Below are 18,049 nucleotides of genomic sequence, written 5' to 3' on the forward strand. Positions count from 1 at the left end.
CCCTCTGTCTTAATGATTGTTCCAGCTTGGAGACACTCCCGTCACCGACAGTCACGGCACGATACCGGAACGCAAAGCCCGCAGCTCCGGCATGCGCTTACAACTGCCGTAAGTTGAACGCGCGCTTCAACTCCCCGATCGCTCCGGCGTCCGTCGAGATGCCTTGCACATCTGCATCAGGATGATTCCGCGCTGCCTCCCCGAACAGATTCACGCGCTCCAGCTCTTGCCGAACGAGATTCCGCTCCGTTTTGAACCGTTCGTCACCCGCCGTCGCGTCCCGGATCTCGCTCGGCGGTGCCACGATAAAATCGTGAATCACCGCGTGTTGCTTTCCCGGGTGTGTCCGGAGAATCCGGCCGCGGCGTTGCACGAACTGCCTGGGGTTCGACGAACTCGCCAGCACGTATGCCGTCCGCGTCGCCGGCACGTCAACTCCTTCATCGAGACACCGAATCGCCACCAACGCTTCCACGTCACCAGCATCGAACGCCGCGAGCAACTCCTCGCGTTCTCCGCGGTCCTCATCTGCTGTGAAGCGCTTCGCACGAATCCCGAGCTTCCGCAGCGTAGACAGCGCTGCGTCCACGTGCCGCTCCGTCCGGTCCCCCACGCTCCCCTCAACCGTCCCGTCCCCGCAGTACACCAGCGTGTGCTCAACTGGGCCTTGCTCACCGATCAACTGCATTAACCGGTCGAGTTTATTCTCCGCGCTCCCGATCAACCGCGCCCGCTCGAACAACGCGAATTTCAAATCCGTCTGCTCGTTGTTCTCGGCGTCGCCCAAGTCACCGCCGTACCGCTGCACCAACCGCGCGATCTTTCTGGACAACCCGAGGTACTCGTCTTCTTCTTCCGGCGTTAACTCGACGACATGCGGGATGTAGTAATACTCACACAGGTTCCCGTTCCGGATCGCTTCCTGCAACGAGTACTCGAACACGACATCACCGAAATACTCGAACAGCGCTTCCGACCCCTCGTCGTCGTAGAAGCGTTGCGGCGTCGCCGACAGGCCGAGCCGCATCGGGATACTTTCCGGTAACCGTTCCCGGCGATGCGCCGCCCCGAGGTGATGCACCTCATCGCCGATCAGCATCAGCTCCTGCCGGTTGACCCGAGTGAGGACCCGTTGAAACGCGTCCGACGTAAACGTCTCGTGTGTCGTGATCACGACGAATCCGTCACGGAACCCGCGATTGAACTCCGCCACTTGCCCCTCGAACTGATCTTGCCACGTCGCCCGGGACTCGTACGCACGCACCGGACTCACGCCGAAATCCTGCACGTCCTCACGCCACTGATCGACGAGGTGCTGATACGGCACCGCAATAATCAGGCCGAGTTTCCCGTCGAGTTGCGCCGTGATCGTACTCGCCGCCATCAACGCAGTCACCGTCTTCCCCGTTCCCGTCGCCATCTGTAACACGCCTTGCGCACCGCTTTCCACCCACGACCGGATCGCATCCTGCTGATACGACCGGGCTTCAACCCACTCCGGATTCGACAGCGCAAACCCCATTTACACCACCCTCTCCAAGATACGTATCCCTGCGAGGCCAGGGGTCATAAGTCCCGGGACGCACTGCCACACACCCCTCCCCGCCCGGAGCACAGGCCTTTATGTCACCCGTTACGCGTTATGTAGCTACGCATGCGCTCGACGCTCCTTCTCGCGTCTCTCACCGACTCACCCGGTCTCTTCGACACGTACGTGCGACCCGGGATCGACCGCCGCGACTTCCCGGCCGATCTCCCTGCGACCCACGCCGACCCCGTCCACTGCCTCCCAGTCCCCGCCGACACGGATCTCGACCCCTACCACGCCGTCGGCGACACGATCCTCTTCGACGTCAACGGCGACCAATACACGTGGGTCGCAACCGTCAACGACGTTCGAACCGCCCCCGGACTCACCGCAGGATCCAACCACTCCGACTCGTCTGCGACCTTCACCGACACGGTGCTACTGCTCAGCGTCCCACTTCCCGTCACCATCAACCGGCGTGATCTGCACGACACACTCGACACCGACACCACGCAGCTACTCCACCGACTCACCGAGACCGAACACGCAGCCGTCGAAGACGACTACGCCACCATTCAACGATTTCTCCTCACGCACCGCGACGACCCAGACGTGTGGATCGACACGCGCCCCGATGATACTCCGCACTCGCCCGGCGACACCGCCCGCCTCACGAATCCGCACCTCACCGTCACCGACCACGCAGTAGACGCCGCACCCGGTGACATCGTCCTCCATCTCTCCAGTGACACGCACACCATCACCGGCACATCAGTCATCGCCACCACCGACACCCCGGACGACACCGCAGCCACCGTTACCGTCGGCGAGTACCACGCACTTGATCCCGCAATCCACCTGTTCGAGGACGTACTTGATGACCCGTCGTACAGCACCCGTCTCAACCACATCGCCGACTCCCACGAGCAGCTCCTCTACGACGCCAACCGCGAACTCGTCGCCGACACGCAGTTCACGCAGTGCCCGCCCGCCCTGCTCGAATTATTCATCGCGGAAGCCCCGGCGCTCCTCGACCAGCTGAAAACGTGGCACTACCAAGTACAACGCCCCGCGCCCACCGACACGTACACGTCGATCGAGGAAGCGCTCGTCGACATCCGCGTCCGCATCGCGTTCAGCGACCACGGCCTCGACTGGTTCGCCGACGAAACACTCGCCACCGTCATCACGCACCTCACCGACACGCTTCCGACCATCCAGCCGGACAGCGACGTCACGCCGCGCGAAGACACGTACTGCGAGATCCTCCGTGACGTGTTCGACAGGACCGAACCGCATCTCACAACAACCGTGTCACGCCTCGGGATCGGCGCCGTCCAACCACTCAGCGAACCGGAAACCCTGTTTTTTGTCTTATTCCGCGATCTGCAACGCACCGCCGACACGACCGAGTACGTCAAACCCGTGAACGTCCGCGCCGTCCTCGACGAATCCTACACCGTCACGACGCCGCGCCGCCCGACGACACCGCCGCAAGGCCAACCGCTCGACGCTGCCGCGAAACCCGACCAGGCCGACGACATCGCCCGGCAACTCGACACGACCGGACAAATCGTGTTCTACGGCCCGCCCGGCACCGGGAAGACCTACACCGCCGCGCAGTTCACCCGGTGGTGGCTCCACCAACAACCCGGGATCGACCCGACCACCGACCAGTTCGAAACCGTCACGTTCCACCCGTCGTTCACGTACGAGGACTTCATCGAGGGCCTGAAAGCCGACAACACCGACGACGGCGTCGTCTACGACTACCAGCCCGGCGTGTTCAAAGAATTCGTCGACGCCGCCCGCGACGCGTACCGCACCGCGACCGACGCGCCGCCGCGGTACGTCATGATCATCGACGAGATCAACCGCGGGAACCTCGCGCAGATCTTCGGCGAAACCATCACCGGCCTCGAATACGACAAGCGGCTCGACGCCGCCAACGAAACCAGCGTCTCACTCGCGCACTCCGGGCAACCGTTCACCATCCCGCCAAACCTGTACCTCATCGGCACCATGAACACCGCCGACCGATCCATCGCACTCGTCGACGCCGCCCTCCGCCGCCGCTTCCGCTTCCTCTCATTCCCCCCGAACTTCGACGCCATCATCGAAGACGACACCACGCCGTTCACCTCCATCGACGCGCTCCGCGCCGCCGCCAACACCCCCGGGCACGCCAACCGCCTGTTCGCACTGACAATCCTCGCCGTCCGCAAATTCAACGACACGATCCTCACCACCGCCGACCTCGGCAAAGGCAAGCAAATCGGGCACTCCTTTTTCTTCGGGAAAACCACCGGACCGGAACTCGTTGACACGTGGCGGTTCGAACTCCTCCCACTCCTCGAAGAGTACTTCTACGGACAGTTCGACCGGATCCGCGACACACTGTTCGACGGCGGCGGCCACCGCCTCATCAACTACGACAGCGAAGAGATCCGATCGTTCGACGCCGCCACGCTCACCGCCGAACTCGCTGCGCTGCTCGACGTCGACGAGTAACCCGGCATGCCCACACCGCCCGACACGACCGGTGACCCCGGCGCGACCGACCCGCACCCACCCCGCAACGAGACGCACGTCATCACCGAGTACGACTCCACTCCACCGATCCCGCTGTCCGAACAGGCGCGAGCGTACCTCCGCGATGAAATCAACGGCGGCACCGACCGCGACGGTGACCGCATCAACGTCACGTACACGCCCGACGGCGACGCCGTTCTCACCGCTACGTCGTACGTCGGGCTCATCGCACTCCCGAACGGTCCGACACTCGAAATCCGGCCGAAGCTCCCCGCCACCAACCTCCTGTACATCCTGCAGTACGCCACCAACGTCTCCGCCGACACGTTCGACACCGACACGCAACTCCAAGCCGGCACCGTGTTCGTCGACGCGCTCGGCGTCCTGTACGAACGCGAACTCCAACGCGTCCGCAACCGCGGCCTCCACACCGACTACGTCACCCGGCACGCCACCGAACAACGCCTCCGCGGCCGCCTCGACATCCAACGCCAACTCCAACGCCAACCGCCCGTCCCCACCGAATTCGAATGCACCTACCAGGAGCTCACGCCTGACATCCCGATCAACCAAGCCATCCTTCAAGTCACCGACGCCCTCCTCCGCATGGTCACCGACGACCAGCTCACCAGCGCCCTCCAACGCCACGCCCACGCCCTCCGCCGAGACGTCACCCGCACCCACATCACCCACAGCGACATCGCCACCATCGAACTCACCCGCCTCAACGACTACTACGACCACATCCTGCAGCTCACGAAACTCTTCCTCCGCAACAGCCACGTCGGCGACATCACCACCGGCACCCGCAACGCCTTCTCCCTGCTCGTCAACATGAACACCGTCTTCGAAAACGCCGTCACGCACGCCGCCGACACCGCCATCACCGACCGTGACGGGTGGCGCATCACCCGGCAAGACAACAGCAAACAACTCATCCACGACGGCCGCTTCAACGTCACGCTCAAACCCGACTTCACTATCCGCGACCCCGACGGTGCCGTGCAACTCATCGGTGACGCCAAATGGAAACACGGCACCCCGCCCAACGCCGATTTCTACCAAATGGCCGCCTACCAACAAGCCCACACCGCCCCAAGCCTCCTCGCATACCCGTCACAAGGCGGCACCGTCACCGACACCTGCACCATCGTCAACGGCCACCCACTCCACCTCATCGAACTCCCAACCACCGACACGTACCCGTCATACGACGCGTTCCGAACCGCCGTCACCACCGCGATGACCACCGCCATCGACACCGCAGTCACAAAATAGCTCTCGCAGACGGTGAGCAGCGCTGGAACGTCAGTGAGAATCGTGAGTCCAAAGGAGAATCCAGATATCGGTGCGATTGAACATACCTGGCCGCGATAATGCAGGTCTAGCGTCGCGTAGAGCTCGATATTTCCTCAGTGTGCTATCCGAGCTTGTGTAGTTATCCTTAATATACACTGATCTGTGAGGAAGTGTATGGGAACCGACGAATTAGATGATGAGTTGGCTGACGACATCCTAGACGCTGCGAAAGGACAAGACCCGCCGAAATCGGTCAAGTGGTTTGCAGAGCAGTTCGACATCGGTCCCAAAGAGACACAGCGTTATCTCACGGCGTGGATCGACGGTGGGTGGATGAAACCGGTTCAAGACAGCGACGGAACGTGGCTGTTTGTCGGCGAAGACGTTGGGAACTCTCCGTTCAACACGGCTGACAACGTCTTACGAGATATTAACCAGGTCATTCTCGGCGCGGAATTGACTTCGCCAAAACCGGTGTCTTGGTTTGCGGAAAAAGCGGATACAGCACACTGGAAGGCCCACTGGGCACTCAAAGAACTCAAAAAGACTGGCAGTGTGACCGAACACAACCTTGACGACGTACCGGTCTACTCCCCACCGCACGTAGAGGCCGTCTCTGACACGCCTCAACTATACCACACACGACATGACACCACAAAACTAGTTTTTCCCAACGGCGACGCACACGAAGCCACGGTAACTACTGTTGGTGACTGTACAGTCGCTTCCGCATCGAGCAGACATGCTGCTGCCGTGTTCGTCGATGATGAGTTCTCGTTCCTCATTGACGAAGACGAACCAATCAGCCGCGTTGCAATCGGAAAAAACGGACACGTAGCATACCACTCAGGCGAGCATCGAGAATCCGTCTTCCACATCACAACGTGGACAGGAGAACACCTCCTCGAAGAGCGTGTAGAAGTCGCCCGGTCGCCAGTGTTCACACCTGACGGCGACCACGTTGCCTACTGGCGATTAACCGATCACACGGTGTACATTTACAACACAGCAACACGCTCCGTATCCGGCGAGTTCGACACGACAAACATCCGACGAACAAATATTGGCCTCCACGGTGTGACCCGCAACGACAGGCCAGCCTTCCAAATCACCGACACCTACGGGCCCGGCGACGACGAAGTACTCGGACACATTTCCCCCACAGGCGAACTACTCGATACCGACCCCACCCCAGCTTCAAACCGCACTGAACAAGCAGCTCCCAGCGACGACGCGATCTTAGACGAGATCATGGACGAGTTCGAACACGGACTCTAACACCGACAACTGACCGCTTCCCCAACACACTCCTCCCGCGCACTCTAGATCCCGTTATTAGTATTCCGTGCCCCCATAGCAGTATGAACCCGTCCTGCATGACTGTAGCGCCTGACGTGAACCGTCACCTCAACGCCATCTAGTCATAACGTCTCAAACTGATTGGCACCCGTGAACGAGTCGTACTATCCTGTCACGGTGAACACGCACTGGTTCGTTGTAAGACACCTCACTTCGATCCTGTACGTATATTACACACCCATCCAACAAATCGCGTAATGGCAGACGAGTTCATCGACGACATCGATGCTCATCTCAACGATATTCTCCCGGAGGATCCCGAGCAAATCCGAGAAACCGTCGCCCAAGAAGAGAAAGCCGAGATGATCCAACTCCTCCAACACGCCGCCGACACACTCGGGAAATCCCCCACCGTCACCGAATTCGACGCCCTCAACCTCGACGTGTCATCCGACGCGATCCGGTACGCATTCGGCACCTGGAACGACGCGAAAGACGAAGCCGGACTCGAAACCTTCCAACGCGGCACGTCCACCCCGATCCGTGAAAACTATTTCAAAACGATCGACACCACGGAGAAAGCGTACTGGCTCGGCTCCCTGTTCGCACACTCCACCGTTTCACACAACAACCAGGCTGACTACTTCGCGCTGCAAGTCGTCCGCGTCGTCAGCAAAGAACACTTCGTCCGCGGCTTCGCCGACGCCATCGACTCGGAGTACTCGATCAACACGTACTCAAACCCGGACCGCCCGCAAGACCAGCAACAAGTCCAACTCCAAATCAGCAACCCCACCTTCATCGACCACCTCACCGCCACCGGGTACCCGGACGCATCCAGCGACCCCAGCGACTTCCCCGAACTCGACGACGAGTACCGGCCCGCCTTCATCCGCGGCTACCTCGAATCCGCCGGGTACTTCCAAACCCAAGGCTGGCGGATCACCGTCGACACCCCCGACCGAGCCGACTGGCTCCGCGACGCCTTCGAATCGTTCGGCGCAAAACGCCCCACCATCTCCGAAACCACAGACAAAAAACCAAAAGTCAACGTCTCCAACGTCTTCGACATCAAATCCGTCTTCGAAACCTGCTGGCCCGACCAACTCGACACCACCCCGTCATGGAACCCATACCCTGCCAAAATCCTCGATTACCTCGAAACCGAATACCCGTACCCAGAAAACGTCGCGTACCTCCGCGGCGAATAGCGAATCACGATACGATTGCATTTGAATTGCAATTCACTACAACGCAGACGATAGCTACAGCTCCATCTCGACGAGCGAGGTCCCGCGACGACATCTCTCTGCACGGAAGAGACATCCGCGGCCGCACACCAACAGAAGACGACTAACTCCATACGACATTCGAGAAAACGGCCGCGGATACAACATCGTCAACGTCACGCACAAACCGCGATCAGAGCACCCCGACAGTCAATTCGCCAGGACACGCACCGGGCTGGGCAAGAAGTAGCACCACACCGCAGTCAGAATCAGTTCACGTCAGACAAGCACATCAACTCTGTATCAGAATTGCCCTCGAACTTTTATTGCGGATGTGAGAAACTCAGAGGCAGTAATTCCCACTAATAAGACGGTCGTGAACTAAGAGACCTCTGGCCGCTCATCAAACGCGATCGGATCGCGTGACCGGGCTTCCGGAACGTCTCTAGCCGGAACGCTCACGCAACACACATCCCACACGACGGTTTCTCATCGCGCCACGTCTGTCGTACGGTGCCCCGATCTCCGATCCGCGCTCCGCGATTTTTGTTTTTGAACACTCAACGAAGGGGTTCTCAACCGGATGTTTAGGTGTCATTTCACCAGATACCGATTCTCTACAACCGATTATAAGGGGGTTTCGTCGACATCGCCATCGTCGTCATATGCGCCCGTCACACCCGCTGGTTCGTTTTCAAGCCGGTCGTGCGCCGTTTTCCATTCCTTCGTCGCTTCGGGGCTATCGGCACCGTGTTCCGTGTGACGTTCCCGGACGTTCAACAGGACCGGCGTGTTCATCGCGTCTCCGGCCACCACGGCTTGCCCGGGTGTGAGTCCAGGGAGTTCGTCGAGTACGTCTTCGCCAGCGCTCTCGACCGACGTGCGGATCGCCTGCTGGTCGTTCGGGTTCTGTATCTGCATGATGATCTGCGTCCCGCACTGTGACAACACGTCGGGGTCGATTTTCGACGGGCGTTGACTGATGATACCGACTCCGAACCCGAACTTCCGGCCTTCCGAGAGGATCCGGCGGAGAATTCCGAGGCTCCGAGCGTCCCCGTCAGGGGCGAACCGGTGTCCTTCCTCGAACAGCGAAAAGACGGGGTGGTCGATCGCGTCGTCCTCACCGCGCGTCGCCGCTTCCCGGGCCTCGTACAGTTTCCGGAGGAGCGCCGCGGCGAGCATCTGCTGGTCGGACTGGGACAGTCGATTGAGCTTGAGGACCGTTACTTGACCGGGCGCAACGAGGTCTGTGAGTTCGTCGCGGGCCGCCGGGACGAACAAGTCGCGGTTCAGCGACTTGTTCAACCGCCACGCGAGCGCATCGACCGTCCCGCTGCGCTCCCCCTCAACCTCCTCGCATTTGTCGATGATGTCTTGCGGCGTGATGTGGTTGCTCTCACCTGTGAGGTCCCGCCAGGCTTCGTTGAGCACGTACCGCATCCGGTCGCTCGGCCCGTCGAGCAACGCGAGCAAGTCGCTGTACGTGAGGTCCGGGATCGGGATCGTGATCTCGTCGGGCGTGATGATCTCCACTTCGGGCCGGTACCCGTCGTCGCCTTCGAACACGTGGCTGTGTTCGTCGCGCCGCATCTCCGGGAGCGTGTCGTACTCCGCATGCGGGTCGAACACCAGCATCGCGGCGCGCGACGCCGGCCGCATCATCTCCTCGATCAGAACGCTCGCCGTGTAGGATTTCCCGCTCCCGGTCGATGCGAGGATGGCCAGGTGCGTCGCCGCGAACGTATCGATCGGGATGTGCATGTTCGCAGCCCCGTGCGGCCGGTTCAACAGCCATCCGAGGTGCGCCGTGCCGCTTCCGGAGTCCCAGTCCGCGCTCGGCAACACGGCCTCCAAGTACGAGTCGGCGGCGAGTTGGAGTCGCGTCCCCGGCTGCGGTTGGATACGCGGGTTCGTGAACGTCGATATCTGCTCGTCGAAGTACCCGATCGTTCGCGCCGTGAACCGACTGAGTTCCGTGTCCTCCGTCGGAACACCGAGGGCACCGGCGACCTCGGCCGGGTCCACCTCCGGGTTCGCCAAGAACTCGCCCGGTAGCCCGCGTTCCTGTGCCGTGTTCGTCACCCGAGCGAGGATCGCTTCCTGCTCGCCGTCAACCGTCGCGTCGTAGGCGACGAACTCCCCGGTACGAAGCCCCTGGTCGCCGGGTGCGATGAACTCGAATTCCGAAGGGTCGTCTCCGGGGCACGCGACCGTCCCGATCGGCGTCCCGGTGAGCGCGGGGACGTCGCGCGTCGCCGGCGGACTCGGGAGCCCGTGGTCGTCGCTCGTCATCGAAGCACCCCGCGGCTCTCGCTGGACTGCCAGCGGACCTTCTTCTCGACGACGTCTAACACGTCGTCAGCGTCCGTGAGTCGCCGTAACCGGTCCACGATGGCTAACGCGACTTCCGGGCCGAACTGGTCGGCCGTGGCGATCAAGCGCTCGTAGTACTCCAAGTTCAGCGTCCCGTCGTGCGTGTGGAACTGTCGGAACCCGTCGTCCGAGAGCGCGTACACGAAATCGTCGATGTCCAGCGTCCACCGCGGCATCGACTGCGACACCGCGCTGAACGACTGCGGGTCGCCTTCCTCGTCACCGTTCGGATGCCGGTGCGGGTCGGCATCGAGTTCGGCCGTCCCGAGGAGCGCGACCCCGAGCATCGTCTGCTTCTCGTTCACGTACCCGGGGACGAACATCTCCTGATCCGGGGCGGAAAGCCGTGGGCCGTCCCGTCCCTGATCGGGGTCAACGAGCCGCGTGTCGTACACGACCCCGACCACGGCGTACGGAGTGCCGCGAACGGTTTCCGTGGCGTACACGGGCTGGCCGAACTCGTACTCGTCGCGTGACGGCGGGTCCTCCCGCTCACCGTCTCGGAACGCCTGCGCGACGTAGTCCATCTGCGTGTTGGAGTGCACGATACTGCCTAACGCCGTGTCGGTCGGTGCGATCGCCGGCGTCGAATCGTCCGCGTTCGGTTGTTGTGTCATGAGTTGTGTCGTCGTGTTATCGGCGGCGGCGTTCCTTCGAGAGGGCTTTCGCGTCCCATTCGATCGGGAGGTCGTATTCGTCGGCGAACTCCTGTACGAGCGCGAGGAACCGGTTTTTCGCCCCCGTATCAAGCACCGCATTAGCGTCCGCTTGCTGGAGTATCTCCGGGTACCCGCGCCCGACGCCGGCTTCCGCGCGCACGATGTCGAACACGTACTCCGCCCGGTCATCCCGTAGCACCCACCCCGGAAGCTCGACGCGATCGAGGGCGTCCCCGCCCGGAACGTTGAGGTACGCGAACAACACGTCGTCCCAGAACTCGTACGCCTCCCCGCGGTACCGTGTCGTCATCGCGTCAACCGCGCCGTCCTGCCGGTTACTGAACAACTGCGACCGGTCACCCCAGTGCTCGATGAACGGGTCAAGGATCCGGGAGTCCGCGACGAACGGCCGGTCACCCAACGCGTCCGGGTACCGCCGCCGCAGCAGTTTCGCCAGGTTCGTGCTACCGCTCCCGGCCGTGTACCCGACGACCGGGACGCCGTGGTGTTCCGACGCCGCCAACACCATCGCCATCGGCTCACGGTAATACTCATCTCGGACGTCCGGCGCGAACGTGTTAGCGAACGACGGGACGAGCGGCCCGTCGTACAACACGACCGGCGGTGGCGTCACGTCCGCGAACCGCTCGATGCAATCGACGATCGTCCGTGCTTCCTCGCGGTACCGTTCGTGCGCCGGTGCCTGCCCGTCCACGTACCGCCGCCCGTCGTCACGGTCCTCAGTTAGATCCGTGGGGACGAGCAGCCGCGTTGAGACGTCCTCCTCGTAATCGCGGGACGGTGAGTGCCCGTTCCGGCACCACGCGGTCTGTACCAGGCCGAGCGGGACGGTGAACTCGCGTGTCGGCCCGATCTCCGACCCGTCCGCCGCCACCGTTGACACGCCGGCTAACACGTCGGCCGCGAACTCGTTCACCGCTTCGTGATTATCCCACGAAACCGACGCGTCGAACTCAACGACCGGGCCCGACGACGCGTCCCATTCGCGCGTCGGGACCGCACCCGGGTACGAATCCCGGTCGTCACCGACCGCGTCACGAACCGTCGCTTGTGACTCTGTCACTGCGTCGCGGAGCCGGTCGCGGTACACTTCGACGACGCGCGTGTCGTCGTGCGTGAACCGGTGAATCTCCGCTTTGTTCGCTTCCAGTTGTTCGGCGACGCGTTCAGGGTACAACGGCATTACTGCGACACCACCCGCGTGACCTCGTCGGTCTCGTCTTTTTCGAGCACGACCGCGCGTTCCGTCATCGCCTCGAACGTTCGGTCGTGGCTCACCACGGTCAACTGTCCGAGCCCCTCCAGCGACTCCAACTGGTTCACAAGGTTCTGCTTCTTTTCCGTGTCCAAGTTCGCCGTCGGCTCGTCAAGAAACGCCATTCCGACGCTCGCCAGCCGTTCGAGAATCGCTAACCGGACCGCGAGCGCCGCCGCCATCTTCTCCCCGCCGGACAGCGAATCGAACGGCTTGTCCTGCCCCTTCACGCGGACACGGAGATTGTACGTCTTATCCCACACCAGCGTCTCCGTCGGATTCCCGCGGAGCTGCTGGAACACCTCGTTTGCGCGATGCCCGATCTCCGTCGTGATCAGTTCACGCAGGTCCGCTGCTCCTTGCTGTAACGTGTTCCGCGACCACCCGGCAAACCGCTTGTCACGTTCCAGCTCAGTGATCTCCGCTTCGAGTGCTTGCTTTTCGGACTGCTTTTCGTACAGGTCGTCCAGTTCGCTCCTGGCCTCACTCAAATTCTCTTCAACGGTCTCTCGCTTCCCTTCGAGCCGGTTTCTCTCCGCCTCGAACGAATCAATATCGCTGTCCAACTCCTCGAACCGATCCTCATCGAATTCCGACTCCAATTCGCTGATCTCCTCTCGGACTCTCTCCGCTTCAGATCGGAGATCTGCTAACTCTGACTCCGCTTCCTCGACCGCCTCTTCTCGCTTGTCGCGTTTACTCGCCTCTTCCTCGTGAGCGATGTACGTTTTGTACCCTTTCTTCGTCTCCGCTAACGTCTCTTTGACCGCGTCAAGCTCCGAATCCAGATCACCGTACGACGCGATCTCTTCATCGAGCTCCGCGACTTCACCCTCTAACTCTTCGATACGCTCCCGAACCGACTCCAACTCTGCCTCAGCAGACTCGTTGTCCTCGTACCGTGTCTTCGCTGTCGTGTAGTCCGCTTCAACACCATCGAGTGCTTCGAGGCGACGCTGCTTCTCAGGGAGGTCTTCGGTGCGGGCTTCGAGCTCGGACTGCTCGGTCCGTAACTCCTCGGTCGTCGATTCAATATCATCAATTTCCTCACGCAGATCGTCAATGTCGGACTCGTGTCCAGGGATCTCCGACACCGCGTCGGCCGCGGCTTCAGCGTCATCAATGTCATCGGCGAGTTCGCTGAGCCGCGAGTCGATCCGCGGGAGTTCCGACGACTCGACCTCCTCGATCCGCTCCGTATTCTCCTCGATCACCAAATCGCGGTGCTCGGCCGTGATCGGCCGATCGCACGTCGGACACGGCACGTCCGACGCTTCATCCACATCGATTTCCCCCAACTCCTCGTTCTGCGCTTCCAACTCTTCCACCTCGTTACGTAGCGACTTTCGTTCGACGGACAACTCACGGCGCTCGTCGCGCAGAGTTTCGAGTTTCTCGGCCTCGTCACGCCGCGCCTCAGCAGCCTCGATCTGATCTTCCAGGTCCTCGATTTCCCCTTCGAGGTCCGAGATCTCGGCTTCGTGCTCGCTGATCTCCGAATCGATCTCATCGATCCGCTCTTCGGCCTCCTCAAGTTCCTCGACCTCCGTCTCTAACTCTCGGTACTCCTCGACATCCGGTTCGAGTTCTTCGAGCCGCTGTTTCGCCTTCTCTGCCGTCTCAACAGCCTCCTCTTTCTGCTCAGCCTCTGTTCGCTTCTGTCTGATGTCGCTTTTAATTTCGTCGCGCTCACTGGCCAACTCATCGCGCTCAGCGATTTCCCCTTCCAACCGTTCGCGCTCACTCTCAGCCTCCTGGTGCGCCTCGTACTCGTCTTCCACGTCGGACAGCGTCTCGGCCGCGTCCTCGGCGTCCGCCAACGCCTCTTCGGCCTGTTCGAGTTGTTCCTTTGCTGCGGGGATCTTCGTATCTTCAAGCGATTCCAACTCACTCCGCTTCTCATCGAGCGCAGTCTCGACTTCCTCAAGCGCCGTGTGTTCCGCCTGTAGCACCGTTACGCGGTGTTCTATCGTCGCAATTTTGGCCTCGTACCCTCGTAACTCGTCCTCCAATTCTTCGACTTCTGATTCGACGTCGGGCAAGTCATTCAACTCGCCGCGGAGTTCGGTGGCCTCCTCGTTTTTCGCGGTGATTTCCTCGTCAAATTCGCTTTCCAGGCCGCTCAGCGACTTGTACGCCTCCCGGTACCGCTCGATATCGAACAACGGGTCGAACGTGTCCACGCGTTCCTTCTCGCTTTGCGTGAAGTCCGCGAGGAAACTCGTCTGCGGCACCCCGACGCTCCGCTCCCACACTTCTGATAAATCGTCCGCGTCGTCCACGCCGAGTTTCTCCGCGACCCACTCTTTGATCGCCGACCCGGTGTCCAGTCCGAGCGCGTCCCCGTTCGCATCGAGCACGTCGAACTTGTACCGCCCGACCCAACGCCGCACCGTGTACACCTCACCCATCTCGACGACCCGGAACGTCACTTCGACGTGCCCGGAATTCTCGCCGTCTCGCAGGAGCCGGTCTTGATTGTCGAACGGGTGCGTGTCGAACAACGCGAACCCGATCGCTTCCTGTACCGTGCTTTTCCCCGACCCGTTCTCCCCGACGATCGCCGTGACGCCGTCGCCGAGCTCGATCGTCGTCCGGTCCGCGTAACTCTTGAAATCCTCCAACGTCACCGACTCGATAACGACCGTCACTCCGCCTCACCTCCCTCAACGGCGGCCGCCTCATCCGTCTCCCCCGACTCACCGACGCCGTCCGGGAACAACTCCCGACGGCGCTCTCGCAAGTACGACGCCGCCTCACCGACACCGGCGTCGTCCTCAGTGACGAGTCCCTCCAGCTCGTCGAGCGTCGACGCAACGTCGTCCGCCGCGGCGCTGTACCGCGACTCCTCAGCGAGCGTCGTGAACACGCGTTCCTGTAACGCGTCCGTGTTCACCGTTCCGTCAGCCGCGAACGCCTCGTCACGGTCGATATCGCCGAGCAGCTCCTGGATCGCTTTCCGCTCCGTGTTATCCGTCGGTTGTACGTACAACGCCTCTAGCGTCTCTCCCGCGATGTCACGTAACGCATCGACGTCGAACGCGACGTGATCGAGCAACAGCGTCCCCGTCAACCGCAGGTTCACGATCGGGTCCCGACGCGACCCGTCACCCGCCTGAAACTCGGCGTTGCTACACACGCGTTCGACCATTCCTTGCTCGTCACGCACCGCGTCCTCGAACGCCGCTCGGAGATCGTCGAACGTCCGGTACCCCGACACGTCGAACTCGACCGTCACGTACGGCCGTCGCTTCGACACGCGGTGATCCGCCGACCAGTCAGCCGCGTCCACCACGTAGTATCCGTGCGCGTCGTCCCATCGTCCCTCTTGTACCGAGAACGCTTCCAAGCTCCCCGGGTTGTAGACGTTCTCCACCTCGTACCGCTTGTGAATGTGGCCGAGCGCCACGTAGTCCACCGCGTCCATCAGCGGCGTCAACGACGCGACCGACACCGTCGCACCCAGATCCGGCACCGCATCATCCACACCGAAGTGCGCCAACACCACCGTCGCCGCCGGCTCCCCTTCAGACGCGTTCACAGCTTCAATCCCGTCCACAACAGCCGGGATCTGGCGTTCCATGTACGCACCCCGGTACTGAACACCGAACACGCGAACCGTCCCCTCGTCCGTCTTCAAATCAACGTACCCGCCGCCACCGTCCCGAGGCGACTCCACGTCAGTCGGAGCGAACGACGCGCGGCCATCAGCGAAATCAGCCGACAACAACGTGATCAGTCCCTTGTTATTCAGATACTGTAGCCACGTCAAATCCCGTCGGCGACTCATGTTCTGATCGTGATTCCCCGGACTCACGATCACCGGAACCTCGACGTCCGCGAGAACATCCTCCACCGATGCGAGCGTCTCCGGCCGCACGTCCCGGCTGTCGAAAAAGTCACCCGGGAGTAGTATTGCGTCGGCATCCTCAGCCGAAACTTGCGACAGCGCGTGCTGGAACGAGAGTTTCGCATCAGTCGCCCGCTGCGGTACGCCGTACTGCTGCCGACCAAGATGAATATCCGCCAAATGGAGGAATCTCGTCACACGTGTATCACTTCCCGGCGGGGTAATAAACCTACACTCAGCGGGGTGAAAGTAAAACGAGAATCAAGACGCGTAATTCAATTGCTACGCACCACGGGCGACACTCAAATCAGCTACCGCGTATCTTGAATACGCTGTCGGCTTCTACAAGGGGATGTCATTATAACTGACACATTCAAGATTCGGGTAGATGAAAGGAGCCAACCCCCGGGGGAAGCTGTGGAGATCTTTGTAGATACAATTTGTAAATATACCTATCGTAATGTTCTTAAATTACCTCTAAATTATTGTTAATCGGGTTCTGACACTAAAATGAGATTAAGTGAATTTCATGTTAAGAGGTTCAAACCGATAGAAGAGGATGGTTTCGGATCAATCGAAGAACTCTCAGTACTGATTGGAAAGAACGACGCAGGCAAATCATCGTTTCTGGAAGCGGTTAGGATCTTCCTCGAAGAGAAGGGAAAGCCCGAACCCAACCACTTCCACATGGGTGAATCAGAGGAATTAGTCTTCACTGGACGATTTGAAGGGATTCCAGATGAATTGTCGGACCAACTCACGGACTCTGTAGACACCTCGGACGGGACTCTTAAGATCGTCCGAAAGTACACTAATAACGGGGAACGCGCACCATCCCGGACAACACTATTGGGAGAAGACGAGCAGGAAACACTAGGTAAAGGGACGATTGTAGACGATGGCGAAGAACTCAATAAGAAACCGTCGCGCGAGCGAATTTGGTCGCACATCCCCGAGCCTATCTACATTCCCGCTGAGCGGGATATCTCCGAGCAGACCAAGTTCAAGTCCAACACGTGGATCGATCGTCTCCTGAGTCCGCTCCTCCACGATAGCGAGTCACTCAGCCAAAAGCGGGAATCACTTGAAGAGGAGCTCCAAGATGAGGTTGGAGATCTCTCAGACCTCATCGAAGGCCGGCTGGTGAGCCGAATGGACTCAATCAGCCAAGTGAATGTCAATCCCGGAGAGATTGACCTGGGAAAAGCGTTCACTCCCTCGATTACGGTCAAGGATCACTCCACCGACACGCCCGTTCCAGTCGGGGAACGTGGCTCGGGGGTTGGAAGCATGTTCGTTCTTTCGCTGGTCGAGGCCTATCGGGATCGGCACGTCGATGAGGGATACTTTCTCCTCTTTGAAGAGCCAGGCGTTTGGCTTCACCCCGAAGCGAAACGAGAAATGCTGGGGTCGCTCAAACAGATTGCCCGATCCGGAGGGCAAATAATGCTGTCCACACACTCGCCAATCTTCATCGATCGTCGGGGTCGTGGCGACCTCCATCTCGTACAGCGAGAAGAGGGGGTAACATCGATTCGGACGATCGACGAAGACTATCTCTCCGCAGTAGAAGAACTGGGTGCGCGGAACAGCGACATACTTCAAAGCGACTTCGTCATTTACACTGAAGGCCCCACTGACGCGAGTATCCTCCGAACCGTAGCGCAAGAGTATATTGAGGACTGGGAGCGTAAAAATATAACAATCCAACACCTCGGTGGAACAGGCAATATCCAGAACTGTAACCCAGAGGATTTGGAGGAGATCAACCGCAACTTCTGCTTCTTGTTGGACAGCGATCGCCGGCACGAGGATGATACTCCTTCAGAAGCCGTACAGCAGATCCAAGCAGACTGTAGAGGACTACGAGCATTCGCACACATTCTCAGTACTTCACAAAGCCGCTTAGTTAGAACGCCTGCTTGCTGAAGGTGTGTCTACGACCCAGCAAGCAGACAGTGAACTCCACGAAGACCAACTCCTTAACTTCCTCGTCAACCA

At 60.5% G+C, this 18,049-nt stretch carries 11 protein-coding genes; 5 read left to right on the plus strand and 6 right to left on the minus strand.

The features are described from left to right. Nucleotides 1-97: 97 nt before the first annotated feature. Complete coding sequence (locus tag C466_RS05045) at nt 98-1,522, minus strand: DEAD/DEAH box helicase family protein (protein ID WP_004597909.1); 1,425 nt, start codon at nt 1,520-1,522, stop codon at nt 98-100. Nucleotides 1,523-1,654: 132 nt separating this feature from the next. Between C466_RS05045 and C466_RS05050 the strand changes: the two genes are divergently transcribed. The 4 genes from C466_RS05050 to C466_RS05060 all read left to right on the plus strand — a co-directional run bounded on the left by C466_RS05050 (nt 1,655) and on the right by C466_RS05060 (nt 7,869). Further along, a complete protein-coding gene (locus tag C466_RS05050; protein WP_004597907.1) occupies nt 1,655-4,039 on the plus strand; it encodes an McrB family protein in 2,385 nt (794 codons plus the stop codon). Nucleotides 4,040-4,045: 6 nt separating this feature from the next. After that, entirely contained in the window at nt 4,046-5,338 is a 1,293-nt protein-coding gene (locus C466_RS05055) for an McrC family protein (protein ID WP_004597906.1), read from the plus strand. 195 nt (nt 5,339-5,533) lie between these two features. After that, on the plus strand, nt 5,534-6,637 hold the full coding sequence (locus C466_RS17265) for a hypothetical protein (RefSeq protein ID WP_239641184.1): 1,104 nt from the start codon (nt 5,534-5,536) through the stop codon (nt 6,635-6,637). Nucleotides 6,638-6,915: 278 nt separating this feature from the next. Continuing rightward, a complete protein-coding gene (locus tag C466_RS05060; RefSeq protein ID WP_004597902.1) occupies nt 6,916-7,869 on the plus strand; it encodes a homing endonuclease associated repeat-containing protein in 954 nt (317 codons plus the stop codon). Between the two features lie 645 nt (nt 7,870-8,514). On the opposite strand, the gene C466_RS05065 is transcribed toward C466_RS05060, so the two are convergent. From C466_RS05065 to C466_RS05085, 5 genes are read right to left on the minus strand one after another with little or no spacing between them, the layout of a single operon-like run. After that, nucleotides 8,515-10,182 (minus strand): ATP-binding protein, encoded by a 1,668-nt coding sequence (locus C466_RS05065; RefSeq protein WP_004597899.1) that lies wholly within the window; start codon nt 10,180-10,182, stop codon nt 8,515-8,517. After that, on the minus strand, nt 10,179-10,880 hold the full coding sequence (locus C466_RS05070) for a hypothetical protein (RefSeq protein ID WP_004597897.1): 702 nt from the start codon (nt 10,878-10,880) through the stop codon (nt 10,179-10,181). The genes C466_RS05065 and C466_RS05070 overlap by 4 nt, the downstream gene beginning before the upstream one ends. A 16-nt stretch (nt 10,881-10,896) precedes the next feature. Next, complete coding sequence (locus C466_RS05075; protein WP_004597895.1) at nt 10,897-12,126, minus strand: DNA double-strand break repair nuclease NurA; 1,230 nt, start codon at nt 12,124-12,126, stop codon at nt 10,897-10,899. Beyond that, complete coding sequence (locus C466_RS05080; protein ID WP_004597893.1) at nt 12,126-14,849, minus strand: AAA family ATPase; 2,724 nt, start codon at nt 14,847-14,849, stop codon at nt 12,126-12,128. Before C466_RS05080 ends, C466_RS05075 begins: the two co-directional genes overlap by 1 nt. Next, nucleotides 14,846-16,246, minus strand: coding sequence for a metallophosphoesterase family protein (locus C466_RS05085; protein ID WP_004597891.1), 1,401 nt, complete (start codon nt 16,244-16,246; stop codon nt 14,846-14,848). The genes C466_RS05080 and C466_RS05085 overlap by 4 nt, the downstream gene beginning before the upstream one ends. A gap of 312 nt (nt 16,247-16,558) precedes the next feature. Between C466_RS05085 and C466_RS15835 the strand changes: the two genes are divergently transcribed. Beyond that, the gene (locus C466_RS15835) at nt 16,559-17,977 is read left to right on the plus strand and encodes an ATP-dependent nuclease (protein WP_004597889.1); all 1,419 of its coding nucleotides are present in this window, start codon (nt 16,559-16,561) and stop codon (nt 17,975-17,977) included. The last annotated feature ends 72 nt before the right edge of the window (nt 17,978-18,049 follow it).

Origin of the sequence: Halorubrum distributum JCM 10118 (assembly GCF_000337335.1) — an archaeon.
In the GTDB taxonomy this organism is placed as follows: Archaea; Halobacteriota; Halobacteria; order Halobacteriales; family Haloferacaceae; genus Halorubrum; species Halorubrum distributum.